Raw genomic sequence first — 22,048 nt, 5'->3', positions numbered from 1 at the left:
GTGGCTCGCCCACTGCCGCATGATCGTCGAGCGGTTCGCCCGACCCCGCTTGTCGCGGTGGTCGGGCAACGGCCCGGGCACGTGGTGCCCGGGCCGTTCCGTGCGGCCTGACAGCCGCATCGACCGTCAGGTCTCGAACACGAATGCCTCGTAGAAGATTTCCACGAGGCGGGCCCAGTGCGAAGGCACCAGTGGCCCGAGCCCGTGGACCAGGGGCAGCTTATCGAGTATCCGATGTTCGAACACGGCCAGTGGCGTCTCCTTCCGGCTCTTGTCGATGGGAAACGCACCCATGCCGTAGTAGTCGTTCTTGTTCTCAGCTGACGTCGGGAATGCGGCGACCAGGTCGGGGTGACGCCCGCGTATTCCAGGCGGGGGCGAGGCGAGGTCCTTGGCATAACGGGCCGAACGGGCCGGGTCGTCCGGATGAGGGACGGTACGCCCGACCATGACACTGGTCCACCACTCGTCGAGCGTGGGCCCACGCAGGACGAGTGTCCAGCGTTCGCTGGTCTCTTCCTTGTCGACGCCCGGCCGCGGCAGCGCGAAATAGACCTGAGTCGCCGCGGCTCGGTCGGGCGGATCGGCGCGGTACGGGAGTCGGAAGATCCGGTCCGCGTTGTACCCCGACGCGGCCGTGGGCTTGTCGTAGGGCCAGACCATTCGCGGTATCCCGGCACTGGACTGCTGCTTCAGGGCCAGCTGGTCGGCGGGCGGCAGCGCCTTGAACATCGAGTGGAAATCTGTCCGGTGCAGGATCGCGAACGCCGACTTGGGCGAGTCCCGGTTGATCCGGATTCGGCAGTCACGGGTGGCCGGTTTGTAGAAGGCGGGTCTGCCGCCGTCACTGGCCGTGGCCAGCTCAGGGTCGACGATCAGGAAGGTCCTCCACAGACCGGGGGTATGGTTAATGCCTGGCAGCTGCCCATACAGCGGAACCGGCGGGCCGTCAGGAGCTGAAATGGTGACGTCGTCTACCTTGTGCATCGCGTAGAACACGAGCCATGCCGACATGAGGAAGTGCTGACAGGCGTACAGGAACCCCCGGAGCTCGGCCGACGTGCCCCCGGGAATCTTGACCCGGTCAGTGATCTTCCTGAGGTCTTCGACCCGGTCCGGGTCGGCCTTCAGTGCATTGTCGATGAACTCCTTGAGCCTGGCGAGCGGCACGCCGACTGTACCCTGCGGTTTCGCCTCGAAATCCGTCCGGCTCGCGATGAACATGACGCAGTCGCGTTGCCAGGTCCCGTGCACCTTGTCGCCGGCGACAACAGCGCCGCGGGACCGGAACCGTGGGTTCGCGTTGCCGCCAGCCTTGCCATCGGTGACGAAGGTGTCACCTGCCTGAAAAGTGACACGCCGGCTGCCACTGGTCTTCTCGTTCTGGTCCGCCACGGCGATCAGCGCGTCCGCCAGCAACGCCGCCTCCCAGACCRCAAATATCGCGTCGCCCTTGTCGCGCAGCGGGGCCGTGACGAACTCGAGTTCCGCCTTGGCACCCGGCGTAATCGTCTCGTCTCCCTCCAGGGTCAGCTTTCCATCGCCGCTGCGATAGGCGACCTCCCGCTCGCCGACGTTGTCGGGAAAATCTGCCGGGAACCAGCTGCTGGAGATCTGCAGTTCAAAGCCGAACACGCGGCGCCCCCTCGAACGTGCTCATTCCACCCAAACAGTCCGACATCGTATCGATGAGGCGCTTTGCCTACCCAGAAACATCAAAGAAATACGACCAGCGTTGACGGATGCTCGATTTGTCCGCGATGTCGGCACGGAGTCCGGCGGCGCTCCGGTACCGCGGCCGGACAGCAAACGAGGGGCACCCGCGTGGGGTGCCCCTCGGTCAGGAAGAACGGACGGTCAGCGCGCCGCCGACTCCGCGCGGTGGGGGAGCTTCCAGCCCGGCCGCACGTAGTGGCAGGTGTAGCCCTCCGGGTAGTTCCGCAGGTAGTCCTGGTGCTCCGGCTCCGCCTGCCAGAACGGACCGGCCGCAACGACCTCGGTGACGACCTTCCCCGGCCAGATGCCGGAGGCGTCGACGTCCGCGATGGTGTCCTCGGCGACCCGCTTCTGCTCCTCGTCGGTGTAGAAGATCGCCGACCGGTAGCTGAGGCCGATGTCGTTGCCCTGCCGGTTCCTCGTCGACGGGTCGTGGATCTGGAAGAAGAACTCCAGCAGGTCCCGGTAGGAGATCCTGGCCGGGTCGAAGGTGATCTCCAGTGCCTCGGCATGGGTGCCGTGGTTGCGGTACGTCGCGTTGGGCACGTCRCCGCCGGTGTAACCCACCTCGGTGTCCAGCACACCGGGGAGCCTGCGGACGAGCTCCTCGACCCCCCAGAAACAGCCGCCGGCCAGGAYGGCCTTCTCCGTCGCCGTGCTCATCTGTTACGCCTTCCCCTCTTTGTCCTCAAAAAGCCGCCGATAAGCGCCGTAGCCCGTGCTCTCCAGCTCATCCACCGAGACGAAGCGGAGGGCGGCCGAGTTCAGGCAGTACCGCAGACCGCCCGCGGCCGCCGGGCCGTCGTGGAACAGGTGGCCGAGGTGGCTGTCGCCGTGCGCCGACCGGACCTCCGTCCGCCGCATCCCATAGCTGGTGTCGGACTTCTCGACCACGTTGCCCGGCTCGATCGGCACCGTGAAACTCGGCCAGCCGGTGCCGCTGTCGAACTTGTGCATCGACGCGAACAAAGGCTCACCGGAAACGATGTCGACGTAGATCCCCGGCTCCTTGTTGTCGCAGTACTCGCCGGTGAACGCGGGCTCGGTGCCGCTCTCCTGGGTCACCCTGTACTGCTCCGGCGTAAGCCGCGAGATGGCTGCCGGGTCCTTGCTGTAGGCCTCTGRCATCTCGTCCCCTCGACGGTGGTGTATCTCGCACCGGCTAACGTCGCCGATCACCTGTTTGTGCCCGGCCGCGGCGCTCGTCGTGGGCTGGGCGAGGCGGAGCAGGCGGCGGCCAGGTCGGGTGTTGGCCTGCCGAGGAGGAAGCCCTGGCCGTAGTGAACGCCAACCCCGATCACAGAGTCCCGCTCCGCGGTGGTCTCGATACCTTCCGCGATCACCTTTCCGTCGATCTCCTCCGCGAGGCGGACGAGGCCGGCCGCTACCGCGCGACGAGCGGGGTCGTGGTCGATGCCGCGCGTGATGACGCAGTCGAGTTTTATGACGTCGGGTCGTAGTCCCAGGAGCTGTTCGAGGTCGGAGTAGCCCGCCCCCGCGTCGTCGACCGCGATGTGAACACCATGCTCCCGCAGGCAGTCGATGGCGCGCGCGGCGTCGGGGCAGCCCGCGCAGTCCTCGTGCTCGGTCACCTCGACGACAAGCTGGTCGCGTCGAGGGAGTTCACAGGCGAGCTCGACGAGACCGGCGGTGAGTGTCCTCGGGGAGGCGTTGACGGCGATCTTCACTCCCGCTGGCAGGCGAGGTAGGACCGCGATGGMGCGGCGGATGGGGGCAAGTTCCAACTCGGCTCCGAGGCCGACCAGCGCGGCATCCGCGAACCAGCCCTGCGGGTCACGGATCCGGTCACCGCAGCGAGCCGGGAACCGTGAGAGCGCCTCGATTCCGACGACTGTGTCGGTGGTCATGCGCTTGATCGGCTGGTAGACGACGTCGGGCCCATCGTTGTCGACGAGCTCGCAGATGGCGTGCCACACCCGGCTTCGTTCTTCCCAGGTGCGGCGTAGGTCGATGAGCGAGTCGCGGACGAAGTCCGCCACGACAGACAGGAACCGACTCTCGCGGTCCCGGAGTGCTGGACGCGGGTCGTGCGCGGCGACCAGAAGTAGCCCATAGGGCTCGCCGCCGACGTCAGTCAGACTTGTGGCCACATATGAGCGTGCGCGCATGCGTTGAAGCAGCGGGGAGTCAGCGGTCCGGGCGTCCTCGAGGGTGTCCCCGACCACGGCCGGGACCTCCCCGGTATCCAGTCTTCCGGCCAGATCCCTGCCTCGCCTGATGGTTACTCCGGGGGCGAGACCGAAGCTCTCGCCGTCGCCGCTGACCACCTGGATGACCAGAAGATCACCGTCCCACATGCCGAGAAACGCGGCCTCCATGGCGAGGTGATGTCGTAGAACGTCAAGGAGTTCCGTCACCTTCCGGTCTGGTTCGAGCACCTCTCCGGCCGGCCCGAATGTTGCCTTGTTCATCGGTCACCCCCTCTCGTCAGAGGGATGCCCGGAGGCGGCCCGGACCACCATGTCGATCAGCCAGAGCGTCTGGTTTCGGGTCCGCGACGGGTGGCCCGGCCAGCACACCCGGCTGGCACGGGACCGGCTGGCACGGGACCGGCTGGCACGGGACCGGCTGGATCGAGATTGGGATGGTGAGCTGAGCGTGGCCACGACCGTGACGTTGACGTTGACGGGCACCGGCGTGCCGTTCCCGGCTCCGGGCAGGGCCGGCGCCGGGACCCTGGTGCGCTCCGGCGACACGATCCTGCAGTTCGACGAGGAGAACTTCGCGACGGACGTCCGCGGGGGCGGCCGTTCGGGCCGCGTCACGGTCGGCCGGGATCTAATGACGTTCTCGATCGGCGAAACCGCGTCATAGCACCAGGAGCGCCGCCAGTCAGGACGCTTGACCAGGCCGCTGACAGATGTGGGCTCAGCCCCCGGAATCCCGGTTCGGGATTCTCAGCCCAGAAGCGGGTCGAGCCGGGCACGGTCGGCCTCGTCGAGGGGGCGCAGGGGCTCACCCTTGGCGGGGCGCCAGACGACCGGGCCGGCGCGCCAGGCCTCTCCGCGGAGGCGACGTTTGTCGATCTTCATGCTGGCCAGTTTCGGCAGCTCGCCGGTGACCCGGACGAACGCCGGGACCCACTTGGGCCCGAGGTCGGGCTGCTCGGCGAGGAACGCGTCGAACGCCGCCGGGTCGAAGGCGGCCCCGTCGCGCAGCTCGAGCGCCGCCATCACCCGGTCCCCCACCGGGTCGTCGGGCACGGCGTAGACCGCGACCGAACGGACCTCGGGATGGCGGGCGAGGATCGCCTCCACCGGCGCCGCGGCGAAGTTCTCGCCGTCGACGCGCAGCCACTCGTTCGACCGCCCGGCGAAGTACAGCCAGCCGTCCCCGTCGCGATAGGCCAGGTCACCCGACCAGTAGGCGCCCTCGCGGAACCGGGCCCGGGTGGCGTCCTCGTTGTTGTAGTAGCCCTCGAAACCCGAGGTCGGCGCGGTCTCGACGATCTCGCCGACCGCCTCGTCCAGGTTCGCCGGCCGCCCCGCGGCGTCGAGGACCACCGCCGGGCATTCCTCGCCCGTCTCCGGGTCGAGGACCTTCACGGTCGGGTCGGCCGTGCCGAGCGCGCCTTCCGGCATGGACGGGTCACGGCGAATGATGATGATGCCCTCGGTCGAGCCGTAGCTGTCCCGGACCGTGGCGCCGAACCGGCGGGCGAACTCCCGGATGTCCCGGGTCGAGGCCTCGTTGCCGATGGCGAGGCGCAGCGGGCTGTCGGCGTCGTCGTCCCGCTCGGGCGTCGCGAGGATGTAGTTCAGGACCTTGCCGGTGTAGGTCAGCATCGTCGCGCCGTGGCGGCGGATGTCCGGCAGTGTGCCGGACGCGGAGAACCTCGCCCGGGTCGCGATCGGGATACCGGCGTTCAGCGCCGACGACCAGCCCGTGAACAGCGAGCTGGAATGGAAGAACGGCAACGGCGCGTACACCACATCGCCCGCGGCCCCGCCATCCCCGACGCCACCCGCCGCCCCGCCGTCGCCCGCGGTCCGGCCTCCGGCGTCGAACCCGGCGATCCGCGCGACGTGGGCACCCGTACGAGCGAACCGGCCCTGCGTGCAGCGCACCGCCTTCGGCAGCCCGGTCGAGCCGGACGTGAAGATCAGGAGGAACAGGTCGTCGGCGACGGCCAGTCGCTCAGGCGGCACGGACGGCGCGGCGGCGAGCCGGGCCGCGTACTCGTCGCTCTCGACGAGCAACGTCCGCTCCGCGGCGACTCCGGTGTCCGTGCCTTCCAGCATGGGCTGATAGCCCGTGGAGGTGACCAGGACCTGGCAGTCGGTGTGCCGCACCAGCTGGGCCAGCGCCTCACCCCGGTAGGTCGCGTTGATGCCGACGACCACCGAGCCCGACAACGCCGCCGCGCCCAGCCAGAACAGATAGTCGGGCACGTTGTCGAGCAGCACGCCGATGTGCGGCGGGCGGCCGTCGTCGCGTAACGACTCGAACACCGCCGCGCGCCGCGACGCCTCCTCGACCAGCTGCCGGTAGGTCCACCGCCGCTCCCCGAACAACAACGCGGCGGCGTCGCTGTCCGCCCGCCCGCGCAGCAGCTCCCCCACGGTCGTCACGGCCGCCTCACCTCCGCAATCCGCCGACAGCCACACCGAACGCCGACGCTCATGGTCCCGCGCGACTTCGCGCACGCGACGGCCGCCGCCTCCGCCGATGTCGGCTCCCGCCAGCGGTCCGGCCGCTCAGCCGAGGTCCATGCCCACCGAGGTTTATGTCGACATCGACTTCGATCTCGTGACCCTAGCCGCGGCGGTCGGGCACCCGCAACGGATCCGCCCGGTCGGGTACGCACTGTGCGAAGACCTGGGCGCAGCATGCGAACCACCGGCCGGCTGAGCTACGGTCGCCGCATCATGAGCAGCAGACCCTCACCGCAGACAGATCGGCTACTCGACCTGGTGGACCTCCTCGCGGCCCGCCCGGTCGACGGCGCCACCCTGGCCGAGATCGCGCGAGCGCTCGGCCTCAGCAAGACGACGATCCACCCGATGGTCGTGGCGCTGACCCGGCGCGGCTGGCTGCTGCGCCATCCGGAGCGGCACACGTACCGGCTCGGCCCGGCGCTGGTCGCGGCCGGGCGGGCCGCGGCCCGCGGCCACGCCGTCATCGACGCCGCCCGCCCGGCGGTCCACCGCCTCGCCGCGATGACCGGGCTGACCTGCCTCGCACTGGTCACGGGCGCGTTTCCCGGCGAGCGGGACGAGCTGCTCATCGGCGAGATCGGAGCCCCGCCCCAGCCGCCAGCGAACGGCGCCAGCGGCGCGGCGGGCGGCATGGGACCGGCCTACCGTCACCTGCGGCTGGGCGACCGGTTCCCGCTGCAGCCGCCGATCGGATCGGTCTGCGTCGCCTGGTCCGACGACCCCACCACGGTCGAGCAGTGGCTTGACCGGCTGGGTTCCGACCGGCCGAGCGACGCCTTGGCGCAGATCACCCCGAGCCTTGCCGGGATACGGGCACGCGGCTGGTCGGTCGAGGTGGACAGGCACCTGCGCGAGCGCCTTGACCTGCTGGCCGCGGAGCTCGGCGAGGACCAGCGAGGCGCCGAGCACGCCGCGGCACTGCGCCGCATCCTCAGCGAGGTCCACCGGACGTTCGGCCTCGCCGACGCGCTGCCCGCGTCGATCGAGCCGGGCGGCACCTACCGCGCGACCACGGTCAGTGCGCCGGTGTTCGACGCCCGCGGTGAGGTCGTCGTCGTGCTGGCGGCGATCTGCGCCTCCGACCAGCACCACGCGCCCGTTCGGACCGGCGCCGAGGTCATCGACCTCGGCGAGCGCGTGCGCGCGGCCGCCGAGGCCCTGACCGCTCTCACCCGGGGACGCCCACCGGCCCTGTGGCAGGGCTGAGCGGGCCGGTCTCCCCCATTCTCAGTCCTGAACAGGCGTGAAAGCGTTCGCATAATGCGACTGTTGCTTCGCGCAGTGCGTCATGAAACGCTACGAATTCGACTGGTAGCCAAGGCGGGAACGAAGGGCGTTGGTGGCTGCCTGCCCGGCGCCGGACTCCCGGCACCGCCATCGCGCCGCGAGCTGGCCCGGCGCCCAGCGCCGGTCGGGCCTGGACCCATGCCGCCGCGGGCGGTTGACCAGGCGGCTCCACCGGCGGGTCGACACCGCGAGGGCCGTCCAGCCGGCCCGCGGAACCGCCGGCGGCGGAACTGGCGGCGGCCGAAGGGGAGACGACGGATGATTCTCCTCACGATCACGGTCGCGAGAAGGAGCCGAGCATGACGGTGACGAGCCCGAGTGACGTCTACTACGACCCCTATGACGCCCAGATAGACGCCGACCCGTACCCAACGTGGCGGCGGCTGCGCGACGAGGCGCCGCTATACCGCAACGACAAGTTCGACTTCTTCGCGCTCAGCCGGTTCGCCGACGTCGAGCCGGCGCTCGCCGACTGGCACACCTACCGCTCGGGCCGCGGCTCCGTCCTGGAGCTCATCAAGGCCAACATCGAGCTTCCACCGGGCAACATCCTGTTCGAGGACCCGCCGATCCACACGGTTCACCGGGGCATCCTGGCCCGGGTGTTCACCCCGAAGAAGATGCTCGCGCTCGAGCCGAAGGTCCGGGAGTTCTGCGCGCGCAGCCTGGACCCGCTCGTCGGCGCGGGCCGGTTCGACTTCATCAGGGACCTGGGGGCGCAGATGCCGATGCGCACCATCGGCTACCTGCTCGGCATTCCCGAGGACGATCAGGAGGCGCTGCGCGACCGGATCGACGAGGGCCTGCGGCTCACCGGCGACGGCACCGACATCGTGCCCGCCGACAACTTCGTGGCCAGCATGGAGATGTACGGCGAGTACATCGACTGGCGGGCCAGGAACCCGTCGGACGACCTGATGACCGAGATGCTGACCACCGAGTTCGAGGACGAGAACGGCACGACCCGCACGCTGACCCGTGAGGAGATCATCACCTACATCATGCTGCTGGCGGGGGCGGGCAACGAGACCACCACCAGGCTGATCGGCTGGACCGGCAAGGTGCTCGCCGAGAACCCCGAGGCGCGCCGCGAGCTGGTCGCCGACCGCTCGCTCATCCCGAACGCGATCGAGGAACTGCTCCGCTACGAGGCCCCGTCGCCCGTCCAGGCCCGCTACGTCGCGCGCGACGTCTCCCACCACGGCCAGACCGTCCCCGAGGGCAGCATCATGCTGCTGCTGAACGGCTCGGCCAACCGCGACGAGCACCGGTTCCCCGAGCCCGACCGCTTCGACATCCACCGCGACATCGGCCGGCACGTCACCTTCGGCTACGGCATCCACCACTGCCTCGGCGCCGCCCTCRCCCGCCTCGAGGGCCGCGTCGCCCTCGACGAGGTCCTGCGCCGCTTCCCGGAATGGGAGATCGACTGGCCGAACGCCCGCCAGGCCCGCACGTCCACCGTCCGCGGCTGGGAGACGCTCCCCGCGGTCACCGGCTGACGCGGCGACGCGCTCGGGCCGGGTCCCCGGCCCTGCCCGAGCCGCCCGGGCCGGCAGGCGGGACGCGCCGCTGACGGACCAGACCGACCAGGCAGCGCACGGATCGGGGCAGATGAACGGGGCTGAGAGGAGACCACCGTTGCCGTTCGACCCGCCCGCGGCCCGCGAACAGCCGGGACCGCCGCTTTCACCCGCGCTCCTGAAGTCCCGGGCGCGGATGCTGGCGGCGGCCAGGACCGTCTTCGAGCGAGATGGGTTCCACGGTGCCCGTGTCACCGACATCGTCCATCTGGGCGGCCTCGCCCACGGAGGGTTCTACCGCCACTTCGCGTCGAAGGAGGCCGTCTTCCGGGAGCTCGCGCGCGCGGCCTCGACCCGGCTCGGCACGCCCCTTGACGGCCTGCTCTTCGAGCCCGGTCGCCTGGACGGGATGGGCGAACTCATGCGGACGAGCGTCCGCCGCTACCTGGAGGCCTACCGGCTGGAGGCCCGGTTTCTCGGGCTCGTCACCCAGATCAGCTGCCATGACGCGGAGGTCCGGGCGATCCGGGCGGACTCTCGGATGCGAGCCGTGGACCGGCACGTGGAGCCGGTCCGCCGGCTGCAGCGCTCCGGGCTGGCGGAGACCCAGGTGAGCCCGGAGACCATGCTGCTCGGGCTCATCGGAATGGTGRAGGGATTCGCCGCCCGGTCGTTCCCGTACGGAGGCCTCGACCACGACCTGGCGACCGCCGTCGACCAGCTCAGCCGGCTCTGCCTGCGCGCCATGCGCCTGCCTCGCGGCGGCGACCTGCCCGTCGGGCCACGGGTGTGACCACACCCCGCGTGTAACCACACCGCGGTTGTGACGGTGCCCCGGGTGTGACCGTGCGCGCGCCCGGACGAGATGTTTCTCTCTATGACCCGCGGCGTCCATGCCGCCGTCCACCGGCCTGGAACTCTTGGACGCGGTCACATGCAGGGTCAGTGCCACACGGCAGGGTCAGGGCCACACGGCAGGGTCACTTTCCCAACGGCCGCCGGTGCCAGCGCGACAGCCCCTCGACGGAGGACCGGCGCGGCGTCGACCGGCCGGACGTCGGATCTCGTGTCTCATACCGGGACCAAAATCCGGCGCGGCAGGTCGAGGTCCCCGCCCGTTTGTCGCCCAGACAGTCCCCTTACTATGGGCCGCGCACCTCAAGGTCGACGTCAATCTTGACTGTGGATCAGCGAGCCGTCGCGGCCTGCAACCGCGCGACCGGCAGCGGACATCGCCGCATTCAGGATCAGCCGGCGACCGGCCGCCTGCCCGTAGTGGCGCCCCCACTACCGCCCTGCCCGACGCGCCGGCCGCGCGGTGCCGGCTGATCGCGCGCGCCGGGCCGGGCACACCGAACCGAGGGGACGATGACAGGGAACGAGGTGGGGACGGCGCACGAGCGGTCACCCGACGGCGAGGACGTCGCGGTCATCGCCGATGGGCCGGTGCTGCTGCACGTCGGCTCGGACGGGGTCGGCCTCGTCACGCTGAACCGTCCCGAACGGCGCAACGGCTGGAACCCGGACATGGAGCTGCGCTACTTCGAGGCGCTCGAGCATCTCGACCGTGACCCGCGGATCCGGGTCGCGGTCGTGACCGGAGCGGGCAAGACCTTCTGCCCGGGAGTCGACAGCGGCCGTCTCGACGGGATCGCCGCCGGCGGCCTGGACCTGTCCGGACGCCGCTCGCCGGTGCGGGCCTGGGCGTCGCGCAAGCCGCTGATCGCGGCCGTCAACGGCGCGTGCGCGGGCATGGGCCTCGTCCAGGCGCTGCTGTGCGACGTACGGTTCGCCGCCCGCGGCGCCCGGTTCACCACCGCGTTCGCCCGCCGCGGCCTGGCCGCCGAGTTCGGAGTCACCTGGCTGTTGCCCAGGCTGGTGGGGGCGGAGCGGGCGGCGGACCTGTTGCTGTCGGCGCGGGTCTTCGACGCGGACGAGGCCCTCGCGCTCGGGCTGGTGAGCCGGGTCGTCGAGCCGGCGGACCTCCTGACGGCGGCCCGCGCCTACGCCGCCGACATCGCCGAGAACTGCTCGCCGTCCTCGCTGGCGCTCATCCGCCACCAGTTACACGCCGACCAGCAGAGCGACCTCGAGACCGCGGTCCGGCGCTCCTACCGGGCCATGGCCGTGGCCGTCACCAGCCCCGACTTCCGCGAGGGCCTGGACAGCTTCACGCAGAAGAGGCGCCCGGCGTTCCCGCCGCTGGCCGACGACCTCGACCCGGCGGCGGTGACCGGTGCCGACCTGCCCGAGCTCGACGTCGTCCCGCAACAGGCCCTGGAATCCTGACACACCCTAGGCAGACTTACGTGGAGACCACCTTGGCTTCCCAGTACCTGAGAACCCGTTCCTCGCGCGCCCCGTTCGGCCCGCGAGGCTCCCTGACCCCGGGCCGGGGGTGATCGGAGTGCTCAGCGCACCGAACGACTCCCAGAGAGGCGACGCACCGGCCCGGCGCCTCCAGCGACGGCCGCGCCGTGGCCAGTCGCTCTCCCGCCCGTTGGACGCCCCGGCCGGCTCGAAGGCCTGGCGCAGGTCCCGGCGCGGCGCGAGCCGGCCCACGGCGCTGGCCACCGCCCTGGTCGCGGTACTCGCCGCGGGCTGCGCGGGGGGCGGCGGCGACGCGGGTGGCAACGCGGTCGCCAGCTGCGACACCCCCGGATACACCAACGACGCGATCCAGCTGGGCTTCGTCTACCCGGACACCGGCGCGGGCGCTGTCTCGCTGACCGCCGCGAAGGGTGGGTTCACCGCCCGGATCGAGGAGGCGAACGCGGCCGGCGGGATCCACGGCCGCAAGCTGGAGTACACCTGGCGCGACGACGGCAGCGTGCCCGCCCAGAACCTCGAGGCCGTGCGCGGGCTGGYGGAGAACCAGAAGGTCTTCGGGCTCGTCGAGGCCTCCATCGCCGCCTCCCAGGGCGCCGACTACCTGCAGCAGCACGGCGTCCCGGCGACGGGCGTCCCGGCGGAACCGTTCTGGACGGACCACAGGTACCGCAACATGTTCGCCTACGCCTACGTCTTCAACGACGGCCCGTCGGTCTCGACGTTCGGCGACTTCGCGAAGGCCCAGGGCGGCACCAGGGCGGCCATCATCCAGAGCGACGTCACCTCCTCCGCGAACGACATCGGGTCGAAGATCAGCGCCAGCCTGGTGTCGGCCGGCATCCCGATCGCGCCCGGTCACTTCATCTTCACTCCGGACATCACCAACCCCGTCCAGCTGGGCCAGCAGCTGAAGCAGGCCGGGGTCGACGTCGTGAGCGCCGCCTTCGCCGGCACCGACCTGGCCGAGGTCGTCCGCGGCATCCGGGAGGCCGGCGCGCCGGTCAAGGTCGTGCTCACGCCCAGCGGCTACGACAAGTCGCTGGTCAACCAGTACGGCAAGACGCTCAGCGGGCTGACCGCCGCGGTCAACTACGTCCCGTTCGAGATCGGCGGCCCCGCCCACGGGAAGTACCTGGCGGCGATGAGCAACTACGCCCCGGAGCTCCAGCCGCCCGACCAGGAGCTCGCCTTCGTCAGCTACATCCTGACCGACCTGTTCCTCTACGGCCTGGACAAGGCCGGCCCCTGYCCGACCCGCGCCCAGTTCATCGACACCCTGCGCGCCAGCAAGTACGACGCCGGCGGGCTCCTGCCCGCGCCCGTCGACATGACGAAGGACTGGGGCCAGACCGCCACCTGCTACACGTTCATGCGCGTCAACGAGGCCGGCACCGGCTACGAGGTCGTCCCTGACGAGAAGAACCCCGACCCCGCCAGCCGCAACCGCTGGTGTGGCCACCGGCTGGACCAGTAGCCGCACAAGCCTGGGCCGGTCGCGGGAGGCAACGCAACGCCCCGCGGCCGGTCCAGCCATCGGGCCGTCAGGCCCGCGGTGTTCCCGCCGATCGGCGGGAACACCGCTCGCCCACCAGGCGGATCAGCTCATCGTGTAGCGGATGGGCAGGCGCTTGGGACCGCCGACGAACAGGGTCTCCGTGTACTCCGCGGCGCCCGCGAGCTCGATCGAGCGGATCCGGGGCATGAGTTCGGCGTAGAGCGCCCGGCCCTCCAGGCGGGCCAGGTGGGTGCCGAGGCAGTAGTGCGCGCCGAAGCCGAAGGCGACGTGCCGGTTGGGTGCGCGGCCGACGTCGAACCGCTCCGGATGATCGAAGATGTCCTCGTCGCGGTTGGCCGACGGGTAGGACAGCAGGACCGACTCGCCCTTCGCGATGGGCACGCCGCGCACCTCGGTGTCCGCGGTCGCGGTGCGCATGAACTGCTTGACGGGCGAGACCCAGCGGATCATCTCCTCCACGGCGGTCGGCACCAGGCTCGGGTCGCCGGACAGCCGCCGCCACTGGTCCGGGTGCTCCAGCAGCGCGTGCAGGCCACCGGCCAGCGCCGAGCTGGTCGTGTCGTGGCCGGCGGTCGCGATCAGGACGTAGTAGCCGATCGCCTCCAGCTCGCCGATCGGCTCGTCGCGGATGGTCGCGTTCGCGATCACCGACGCGAGGTCGTCCGTCGGGTTGGCCCGGCGGTCGGCGGTCAGCGCCTGGAAGTAGGCGAAGAAGTCCAGCATCGTCGCCATGAAGGCGTCGTCGGTGTCGCGGGCCAGGTCGGCGTCGTTGGCCCCGAACAGCTCCTGGGTGAGCGTGAAGATCCYCGGGAAGTCGTCCTCGGGCAGCCCGAGCAGCGAGAGAATCACGTAGAGCGGATAGTTCGCGGCCACGTCGGTGAAGAAGTCGCACTCGCCGCCGAGCTCGGCCATGTGGTCCACGTGGCGTCTCGCGAGCTCGACGATCCGGGCGGACAGCCTGCGGATGCCGGCCGGCTTGAACCAGTCCGCGGAGACGTGCCGGTAGACCGGGTGGTCCGGCGCGTCCATCTGCACCAGCGCCCGGATGGGAATGTCCTCGGGCGCGCCGTCCCGCTGCGACCGGGGGCCCAGCGCGGGGCGCGGCGCGTTGATCCACAGCTGGGAGTCCCGGGCGATCGCCATGACGTCGTCGTGCTTCGTCACGGCCCAGAACGGCAGGAACTTCGGGTGGTCGACGCGGTGCACCGGCGACTCGCGGCGCAGCAGCGCCGTGGCCGTGTGGAAGCGCTCGTTGTCGGCATACGCTCCCGGATCCGTGAAGACGCTGGCCGCCTCATCGATGTCCATGCGCCATGAGACCGCCTGCGCGTACCCGTTGTCAATATCGACGTCGACATAGATAGGTAGCCGGTAGCCAGCCGTCCGCGGAAAGCCCGAAGGCCGTGCGGCCAGGTTCGGCCGCACGGCCTTCGGGGACGTGCTCGGGAGTCGTTACGCGGCCGAGAACAGGTATTCGTGGCCGAAGGTCTGCAGGTCCTTGATGGGGACGATCGCCTTCTTCGCTCCGTCGAACTGGACGATCGCGGCGCAGTCGTTGCCCAGGGCCCTTCCGGCGGGCCAGGTCGAGCCGCACATGGCGTTGCCCAGCGCCGGGTAGTCGAACCCGGAGTTGAGAACCTTGGCGAGCGCCTCGGTGGTCACCGGACCGCTGATCTTCGCGAAGGCCTTGAGGAACAGATCCGCGGCGCCGTAGGAGGTCAGCGTCCCGGAGGCGCCGGAGTCGGCCTGCGAGCCGATGGCCTTCAGGTCGGTGCCGATCTGCAGGAACGTGGGGCTAGGGAAGACGGACGAGCCGAAGTTCGGCGTCATCGCGTACACCTTGTCGAGCTGGTCGGCCAGCGGGGCGAGGCGCGGGTCGGCGAAGTAGATCAGAACGTCACCGGTGTAGCCCGACGAGCGCAGCGCGGCCACGAGCGGGAAGATCTGGGCCGGCGGGGTCGTCGACGCGACCAGGTTCGCGCCGCTGGCGATGATGTCGCGGGCGATCGGCGTGTAGTCGGACAGCGGCGGCGCGCCGGGGCCCGGGATCGGGGTCTTGGCGTAGGGCGCCTTCATGCCCAGCCCGACGGCCATCTTCGCGAAGCTCCTCACCGAGCTTTCCCCGGCCGCGACGCTCGACCCGAGGAACGCGGCCTTCACGTCAGCCGCCTTCTTGCCCGAGCCCGTCAGGTAGCTCTCCAGACCGGCCGACGAGTAGAACGTCTGACCGGGCAGCACGTTCGGGCACGAGACCGCCTGCGTGACGGAGAAGCCGAACTGCCGGTTGTTCCAGCCGCAGTAGTCGTTCGAGATGCCCCAGCCGAAGTACGGCACGTGCTTGTCGTTGAGGTAGTCGCCGACGGAGGAGACCGTCGCGGTGAAGGGGACCAGGCCGAAGACCTTCTTGTCCTCGACCATCTCCGTCACGGCGTCCTTGGACTTCGTGGGGTCGGCGCCGCTGTCGGTGCAGCCCGCGTAGGAGAAGGTGTAGCCGTTCACCCCGCCCTCGCGGTTGGCACGCTCGAACCGCGCCTTGGCCCCGTCGCACACGCCCGGGAAGTTCTCGATACCGGTCGTGTCCTTGACGTCGGCGATGCCGCCGATCGTGATGACCTTGCCGTTCACGCCGCGGGTCGTGCTGCCCGTCGCGAACTGGATCGGCCCCGCCTTCTCGATCGCCAGCTTGCTGGCCGCGGCGGCGTCCATCGGCTTACCCAGGTCAACGGGTGCCGAGGAGGTGCCGTTGCCGTTGTCGGTGGTGGAACTGCAGGACGCGAACGTGACCGCGGCCACCAGCGCCGCGACGCCGGCCAGCCCGGTCCGCGCCCGGCGCGAACGCAACAAGATCACAGGTGTCTCTCCCAGTCAGAGATTTCAGGACGCGACGGGCGCGGGCTCAGACGGTGGCCGCGCCGCCGAGATATGCGGACGTGAGCTCGTCGGGATCGAGGTCCGCGGCGGCGCGCAGCCACTGCAGCCGGCCGAGGGAGAGCGCGCCGACCTCGTCAGCGAGGGTCAGCACCTCCTGCGCCTTCTCCTCGACCAGGATCAGGGTCGTCCCCTCGTCCCGCAGGACCCGCAGCGCGGCCAGCACCTCGCCCGCGACCTTCACGGAGAGCCCCAGCGTCGGCTCGTCGGCGAGCAGCAACGCGGGCGGCCGCGCGATGAAGGGCGCCAGGCTGAGCATCTGCTGCTCGCCGCCGGACAGGTTGCCCGCCTCGACCCCGCGCCGGGCGGCCAGGTTCGGGAAACGGTCGTAGACGCCATCCCGCAGGGACTGCTCGCGCAGCCACAGCTGGAGGTTCTCCTCGACCGTCAGGCTCGGGAAGATGCCCCGGGACTCCGGAACCAGCACGATGCCCAGCCGGGAGCGCTCATGCGCCGGCGCGGCCGTCACGTCCTCGCCCCGGAACAGCACCTTCCCGGCACCGCACGACGTCAGCCCGGCGACCGTCCGGCACAGCGTGCTCTTGCCCGCGCCGTTGGCCCCCAGCAGCGCCAGGACGCCACCCGAGGTGACCGCCAGGTCGAGGCCGTGCAGCACCTCGACCTCGCCGTACCCGGCCCGCACCCCCCGCAGCTCGAGCAGCGGGGAGGCCGCCGATGCCGACGATGACGAGGCCGCCGCACCCGCCGGCCCGCCCGCGGGGGCGGCGAGCGCCGGGGAGGCCGCGGCGGCGACCGGGCGGGTCCCCGGCGACGCCGCCAGGTCCGAGGCCTGGCGGGGGGCGGGTACCTCCGCGGCCGGGCGGGCGGCCAGCCGCCGGCGGTGCCGCAGGCCGGACACCGACGCCAGCGTGCCCTCGGGCTGTTGGGCCAGGCCGATCGCGCCGAGCCCGAACAGGATCTGCGCGACGACGGGCGAGTCCGTCCCGTCCCAGCCCACCGACCCCAGGTGAAGGCCATGGCTGATGACCCGCGGCAGGGCCACGGACACCAGGCCGGCCACGATGGCGCCGTGCGGGCGGCGAACGCCGAAGATCACCACGGTGGCGAGCCAGAGGAAGCCCATGATCGGCGGCCAGGAGAACCCGCGCGCGGTGCCCTGGACGCAGGCGAGCAGCACCCCGCCGAACCCCGCCAACGCCGCCGACACGCCGAAGATCGTGAGCTTGGTGAGCCCGAGCGGCACACCGCTGGCGGCCGCTCCCGGCGCGCTGGACCGCACCGCCGCCATCGCCCGCCCGGCCGCCGACCGTTCCAGGTTCCCGACGACGCCCGCGACCGCCAGCACCAGGACGAACAGCACGACGACCATCACCCGCTCGTCGGCGAAGTCCAGCGAGCCGACCGCGGGGAACGCGAGCCGCCACCCGTCCGTGCCGTTGGTGAAGCCGGCGATGTTGAACAGCACCGAGAAGCCCAGCAGCGCCAAGGCGAGGGTGGCGAGGGTGAGGGCGACTCCCCCGAGGCGCAGCGCCGGCAGCGCCACCACCACCCCGATCGCCGTCGCCGCGGCGACGCCGAGCAGCAGCGCCAGCAGGAACGGCCAGCCGTGCCCCACCGCCCAGCCGGCGCTGAGCGCGGCGACCGTGACGAACGTCGACTGCGCCAGGCTGACCATGCCCCCGAGGCCGGTGACCACGGTGAACGACATGAACACGATCGCCAGTGCCAGCCCGGAGAGCACGATCGTCCGCCACGTGCTGTCCGCCAGGAACAGCCCGTAGACCAGCAGCAGGACGCCCGCGATCACCCATGGCAGATGCCGGCGCCAGCGCGGCAGGTCCGCCAGGTAGTCGGGCGGCGGAGCGGCCTCGCTGCTGGTCCCCGCCACGCGCCGGCGCCGCTCCATGCCGACGACGACCAGGGCGACGATCAGTACCCAGTAGGGCAGCGACGACCTCAGCCCGTAGACACCCTCGATCCACGAACCCACCGGGCCCAGGTACTGGCCGCTGACATACCCCTCGGCGAGGTTGCGGGCGGCGCCGATGAGCAGCCCCACCAGAAACGCGATCGGGAACGACCGCAGACCCGCGATCACCGCCGCGGTCGCCGCCACGAACAACGCCAGGGTGTAGTTGTCCCCGGTCAGGCCGAACGTGCCGGGCAGCGGCGCCGCGAGCACACCGGCGAGCCCGGCGAGAAAGAAGCTCAGCACCCAGGCCACGCCGGAGGTCGTGTTCGTGTTCGTCCCCCGCAGCCGCACCAGCTCCGGCTTGTCGACCGCCGCCCGCATCCGCAGCCCCAGCGCCGTGAAGCGCAGCAGCAGCCACAGGCCCACGAAGGCGACCAGCGCGACCACCAGCGCGATGAGCTGGTTCGAGCTGATCACCAGCCCGGACGTCACCCGGAAGTTCCGCGGCGGGTTCGGCCCTATCCCCGGGACCACATACGCCGTCGACGTGTCCACGAACCCGACGCCGAACGTCCCGCGCAGCACGTCACAGAACCACTGCACGAGCGCCGGCATCGTGATCAGGATCCCGACGCTCGCGACCGTCGTCGCCGCCTCGCCGGCGCCCGCCAGCCGTCGGAAGACCAGCCGGTCCCACAGCAGCCCGGCCAGCGGCGCGAACAGGAACACCGTCACGACGAGGGCGGCCCACTTCGACCAGCCCAGCCCGGTGTTCAGCTGGTAGAACAGGAACGCCGTCGAGAACGCCGTCGCGCCGTGGCCGAAGTTGAAGATCCGGGCCGTCTGGTAGTTCAGCACCAGGCCGATCGCGAGCAGCGAGTAGACCGCGCCCGACACCCCGCCGCTCAGAACCAGACTGAAGAACTTGTCCATCTACGCCTTCCCGATGTAGGCGGAGACGACCCGGGGGTCCCGGCAGACCTCGGCCGGGTCACCACTGGTCAGGACCTGGCCGGACGTGAGCACCATCAGCCGGTCGCACAGCCCGACGACGAAGTCGAGATCGTGCTCGACGAGAATCGCCGCGCACTCGCCCTTCGACGTCAGCTCCGAGACGACGGAACCGAGCCGCTCGGTGTCCGCCGGCCCCAGGCCCGACGTCGGCTCGTCCAGCAGCAGCAGCCGCGGCTCATCCACGATCGCCCGGGCGAACTCCATCAGCCGTACCTGCCCGATCGGCAGCGTCGCCGCCCGCTGGTCGCGAACCGACAGCAGCCCGCACAGCTCCAGGACGTGCTCGATACGCTCAAGGTGCGCTTCCCTGCGGCGACGCGACGACCGGGCCGCCAGCAGATCGGCCAGGATCCGCCAGCCTCGGCCTCGCCACTCGCACGCCACCAGGAGGTTCTCCTCGACGGTCAGCCAGCCGAAGGCCTGATGACGCTGGAAGGTCCGGCGGATGCCGTGCTGTGCGCGCCAGGCCGACGATCTCCTGGTCAGGTCCTGGCCATCGAGCAGGATCCGTCCCGCTCGGGGGACGAGGACACCGGCCAGGGCGTCCAGCAGCGTCGTCTTGCCGGCGCCGTTGGGCCCGATGATCCCGCAGCAGCCGCGGTCCAGGGTGAACGACACCTGATCGACGGCCTTGATACCTCCGAAGCTGATCGAGACGTCCTCCACCCGCAGCAACGCGGGGAGGTGCTCCGAGGGGGTCAACTCGCGGCTCCCGTCTGTAGGCGCGGACCTGGACGCAACATCTCGCATGGGCATCTCGCCTGGACTCCGATGTTGACGTCGACCTCAAAGTTCCCGCACCATGGGAGCGTACAGCCCCTGCTGATGGCGGTTTTGTCCGGGTACCTCCCAGTGGGAGTCGGCGCGAGAGGTGGGCCGGTTCCCGTCGTCGAGACCGCGGAGAAGGGCGGACCGGTGGCTCCCGTGGCCCCGGCGACCCGACTCGGGCGACCCGGTTCAGGCTCCCGGGCCGTTGAGCTCACGGGCCTTCGGGCCTCCGGGCCACGTCAGCGCCGAGCGGACCGGAGGTGTGCGACGGGCGAGAGGGAAGGTCACGCCGCGAGAGGCCGCGAGCGAGACGCGGCACCAGGTCGTCCGCCCAGATCCGCGACCGGCACCTTCGGCGAGGTGTCGGGAAAGCGCCATTCCGCCAGGCTGTCCGGGCATGTCGCCGCTGCTACGCTCGACGCTGCCCGGCAGCGCCTGGTCACCGATCGTCTGCCATCTCCCCGGAGAACCGGGGCACCAGCCCAAAAGGCAGCGCATCAAGCGCCGGTATCACTACTATGCTCACGATCCTGTCCCTGGACGACAGGTAGCCGTACTCAGTCGTGCCACGGTTTATGTCGTCGGAGAGGACTGCAATGTCTGAAGGAACGAGACCCGTCGAGCAAATAGCCTCCATTCCCAACGCCAGTCGCGGCTGGCAGGGAGAGGCCAGAGCCAAGCGACGCGGCACCGGCCGCACCAGCCGCGGCCGCCAAACCCGCGACCAGCTCCTCGACGCGGCGCGGGTCGTGTTCGAGCGCGACGGCTTCCTCCACGCACGGGTAGCGGACATCTGCGACGAGGCCGGCACCTCGCACGGCTCCTTCTATACCTATTTCATCTCCAAAGAGGAAATCTTTCGCAAGGTCGTCGACTCGGTCGAGCTCGACCTGCTCGCCGTGGGCGTCGGCGGCGCCGCGAGCACGGGTGCGAGTGCGAGTGCGGGGGCGGGGGCGGGGGCCGCTGGCGCCACGGGCGCCGACGCCATCGAGCGCATTCGCGCGGCCAACGAGCACTACCTGCGCACCTACGCCGCCAACGCCGGCATCATGCGCGTCATCCACCAGGTCGCCACCATCGACGTCGACGTCTGGCGCATCCGCTTCCAACGCCAGGACGCCTTCGCCCACAGCATCRAACGCCGCATCCGCCAGCTCCAGCAGGACGGCATCGCCGACCCCGACGTCGAACCCGCCTACGCCGCCCAGGCACTCGGCGGCATGGTCGCCTACTTCGCCGAGCTCCTCTTCAACTCCCACGACCCCGTCGACTTCGACGCCGACAAGGCCGTCGACGAGCTCACCCGCATCTGGCTGAACGCCCTCGGCATCAAACACCCCGCCGCGCCGGCGTCATAGCGGACTGACGACCATGGTGAAGACCGCTGTCATTACGGGAGGCGCGGGCGGAATGGGGCTCGCGACCGCGAGGATCCTGGGCCGCGACCACCGCGTGGTCATCAGCGACGTGAACCAGCAACGTCTCGACGAGGCCGTCACGGAGCTGGCGGCGCTCGGCATCGACGCCGACGCGGTGCCCTGCGACATCACCGACCGGTCGTCGGTCGACGCCCTCCTCGCCCGCGCGAGCGAGCCGGGACCCGTCACGGCCGTGGTGCACACGGCCGGCGTCAGCCCACAGATGGGCTCGGCCGAGACAATCATGCGGATCAACGCGCTCGGCACCGTCCACGTCACGGAAGCCTCCCTCGCCGTCGCCGACGAGGGCTTCGCCCTGGTCAACGTCGCCTCGATCGCGGGGCACATGCTCCCCGGCTTCCTCATCCCGAGGCGCGCCTACCGACTGGCACTGACTGACCTGGAGAAGTTCGCCAGGAAGATGACCGCGGCCGCGAGCCGCGGCCCCAAGGCCATGCGCCCGGGCTCCGCGTACTCGCTCAGCAAGAACTTCGTCATCTGGTACTCCCAGCGGCAGGCGGCGTCGTTCGGAGCCAGGGGGGCGCGCGTCCTCTCGGTCTCCCCCGGCTCGTTCGACACCCCGATGGGCCGACTCGAGGAGAAAAGCGGCGCGGGAAAGCTCCTCGACTACGCTGCCCTCAAGCGCTTCGGCGATCCGGCGGAGATCGCCGAACTGCTCGTGTTCTGCGCCAGCGCCCGGCCGGGCTACCTCACCGGCACCGACATCCTGTGCGACGGCGGCACCAGGGCCGGGCTGGGCCTCAGGGGAATGATCGCCATGGCCCGCGGCGACTGACGCCCCGCCAGAGGCTGTGGTCATCAAGGTGGAACCGTCAGAGAACGACCCGGCCGGGAGCGAGGACGAACTCGCCTTCTGGGGGCAAGGTTCCGGCACGCTCGCGGTTTGACTGGTAGGCCGGTTCGGTCGGATTGGTGGAGGCCGGGTGGGTAGCGGCTGGTTCGTGGGGGTGGACACGGCCTGGCCACGTGTCGTT

Annotated in this window: 17 protein-coding genes; 8 read left to right on the top strand and 9 right to left on the bottom strand. The window is 70.6% G+C overall.

Translation table 11 applies throughout. From position 1 onward, the window contains the following. Nucleotides 1-126: 126 nt before the first annotated feature. From BL253_RS34515 to BL253_RS34500, 4 genes are all read right to left on the bottom strand, one after another. Nucleotides 127-1,635, bottom strand: coding sequence for a hypothetical protein (locus BL253_RS34515; protein WP_076821854.1), 1,509 nt, complete (start codon nucleotides 1,633-1,635; stop codon nucleotides 127-129). Nucleotides 1,636-1,857: 222 nt separating this feature from the next. Next, a complete protein-coding gene (msrA, locus tag BL253_RS34510) occupies nucleotides 1,858-2,379 on the bottom strand; it encodes a peptide-methionine (S)-S-oxide reductase MsrA (RefSeq protein ID WP_076821852.1) in 522 nt (173 codons plus the stop codon). A 3-nt stretch (nucleotides 2,380-2,382) separates the two neighbouring features. Continuing rightward, nucleotides 2,383-2,844 (bottom strand): peptide-methionine (R)-S-oxide reductase MsrB, encoded by a 462-nt coding sequence (gene msrB / locus BL253_RS34505; protein WP_076821850.1) that lies wholly within the window; start codon nucleotides 2,842-2,844, stop codon nucleotides 2,383-2,385. Nucleotides 2,845-2,891: 47 nt separating this feature from the next. Then, a complete protein-coding gene (locus BL253_RS34500) occupies nucleotides 2,892-4,148 on the bottom strand; it encodes a sensor domain-containing phosphodiesterase (protein WP_076821848.1) in 1,257 nt (418 codons plus the stop codon). 49 nt (nucleotides 4,149-4,197) lie between these two features. Between BL253_RS34500 and BL253_RS40740 the strand changes: the two genes are divergently transcribed. Next, complete coding sequence (locus BL253_RS40740; protein WP_076821846.1) at nucleotides 4,198-4,551, top strand: hypothetical protein; 354 nt, start codon at nucleotides 4,198-4,200, stop codon at nucleotides 4,549-4,551. Between the two features lie 83 nt (nucleotides 4,552-4,634). Here BL253_RS40740 and BL253_RS34490 read toward each other — a convergent pair whose 3' ends face one another. Continuing rightward, entirely contained in the window at nucleotides 4,635-6,308 is a 1,674-nt protein-coding gene (locus BL253_RS34490; protein WP_076821845.1) for an AMP-binding protein, read from the bottom strand. 297 nt (nucleotides 6,309-6,605) lie between these two features. Between BL253_RS34490 and BL253_RS34485 the strand changes: the two genes are divergently transcribed. The 5 genes from BL253_RS34485 (at nucleotide 6,606) to BL253_RS34465 (ending at nucleotide 13,010) form a co-directional block, all read left to right on the top strand. Next, nucleotides 6,606-7,601, top strand: coding sequence for a helix-turn-helix domain-containing protein (locus BL253_RS34485; protein ID WP_076821867.1), 996 nt, complete (start codon nucleotides 6,606-6,608; stop codon nucleotides 7,599-7,601). A 380-nt stretch (nucleotides 7,602-7,981) separates the two neighbouring features. Then, nucleotides 7,982-9,184 (top strand): cytochrome P450, encoded by a 1,203-nt coding sequence (locus BL253_RS34480; protein WP_076821843.1) that lies wholly within the window; start codon nucleotides 7,982-7,984, stop codon nucleotides 9,182-9,184. Between the two features lie 112 nt (nucleotides 9,185-9,296). Next, nucleotides 9,297-9,998 carry a TetR/AcrR family transcriptional regulator gene (locus BL253_RS34475; RefSeq protein ID WP_076821841.1) on the top strand — a complete coding sequence of 234 codons (702 nt, stop codon included), beginning with the start codon at nucleotides 9,297-9,299 and terminating at the stop codon, nucleotides 9,996-9,998. Between the two features lie 575 nt (nucleotides 9,999-10,573). Further along, nucleotides 10,574-11,494, top strand: coding sequence for an enoyl-CoA hydratase-related protein (locus tag BL253_RS34470; RefSeq protein ID WP_076821839.1), 921 nt, complete (start codon nucleotides 10,574-10,576; stop codon nucleotides 11,492-11,494). A 118-nt stretch (nucleotides 11,495-11,612) separates the two neighbouring features. Then, a complete protein-coding gene (locus BL253_RS34465) occupies nucleotides 11,613-13,010 on the top strand; it encodes an ABC transporter substrate-binding protein (protein WP_076821865.1) in 1,398 nt (465 codons plus the stop codon). Nucleotides 13,011-13,133: 123 nt separating this feature from the next. On the opposite strand, the gene BL253_RS34460 is transcribed toward BL253_RS34465, so the two are convergent. From BL253_RS34460 to BL253_RS34445, 4 genes are all read right to left on the bottom strand, one after another. Next, nucleotides 13,134-14,360 carry a cytochrome P450 gene (locus BL253_RS34460; protein WP_076821837.1) on the bottom strand — a complete coding sequence of 409 codons (1,227 nt, stop codon included), beginning with the start codon at nucleotides 14,358-14,360 and terminating at the stop codon, nucleotides 13,134-13,136. A gap of 144 nt (nucleotides 14,361-14,504) precedes the next feature. Beyond that, nucleotides 14,505-15,902 (bottom strand): ABC transporter substrate-binding protein, encoded by a 1,398-nt coding sequence (locus BL253_RS34455; RefSeq protein ID WP_076821836.1) that lies wholly within the window; start codon nucleotides 15,900-15,902, stop codon nucleotides 14,505-14,507. Between the two features lie 46 nt (nucleotides 15,903-15,948). Then, nucleotides 15,949-18,786, bottom strand: coding sequence for an ABC transporter permease subunit (locus BL253_RS44975; RefSeq protein WP_076821834.1), 2,838 nt, complete (start codon nucleotides 18,784-18,786; stop codon nucleotides 15,949-15,951). Further along, the gene (locus BL253_RS34445) at nucleotides 18,787-19,569 is read right to left on the bottom strand and encodes an ABC transporter ATP-binding protein (RefSeq protein WP_081438988.1); all 783 of its coding nucleotides are present in this window, start codon (nucleotides 19,567-19,569) and stop codon (nucleotides 18,787-18,789) included. It abuts the gene before it with no gap. 662 nt (nucleotides 19,570-20,231) lie between these two features. Between BL253_RS34445 and BL253_RS34440 the strand changes: the two genes are divergently transcribed. Then, nucleotides 20,232-20,993 (top strand): TetR/AcrR family transcriptional regulator, encoded by a 762-nt coding sequence (locus tag BL253_RS34440; RefSeq protein ID WP_076821830.1) that lies wholly within the window; start codon nucleotides 20,232-20,234, stop codon nucleotides 20,991-20,993. Nucleotides 20,994-21,006: 13 nt separating this feature from the next. Further along, a complete protein-coding gene (locus BL253_RS34435; RefSeq protein ID WP_076821828.1) occupies nucleotides 21,007-21,849 on the top strand; it encodes an SDR family NAD(P)-dependent oxidoreductase in 843 nt (280 codons plus the stop codon). Nucleotides 21,850-22,048 lie beyond the last annotated feature (199 nt).

The organism is Pseudofrankia asymbiotica, assembly GCF_001983105.1.
Lineage (GTDB): Bacteria > Actinomycetota > Actinomycetes > Frankiales > Frankiaceae > Pseudofrankia > Pseudofrankia asymbiotica.
This window is presented reverse-complemented; position numbering and strand designations above follow the sequence as displayed.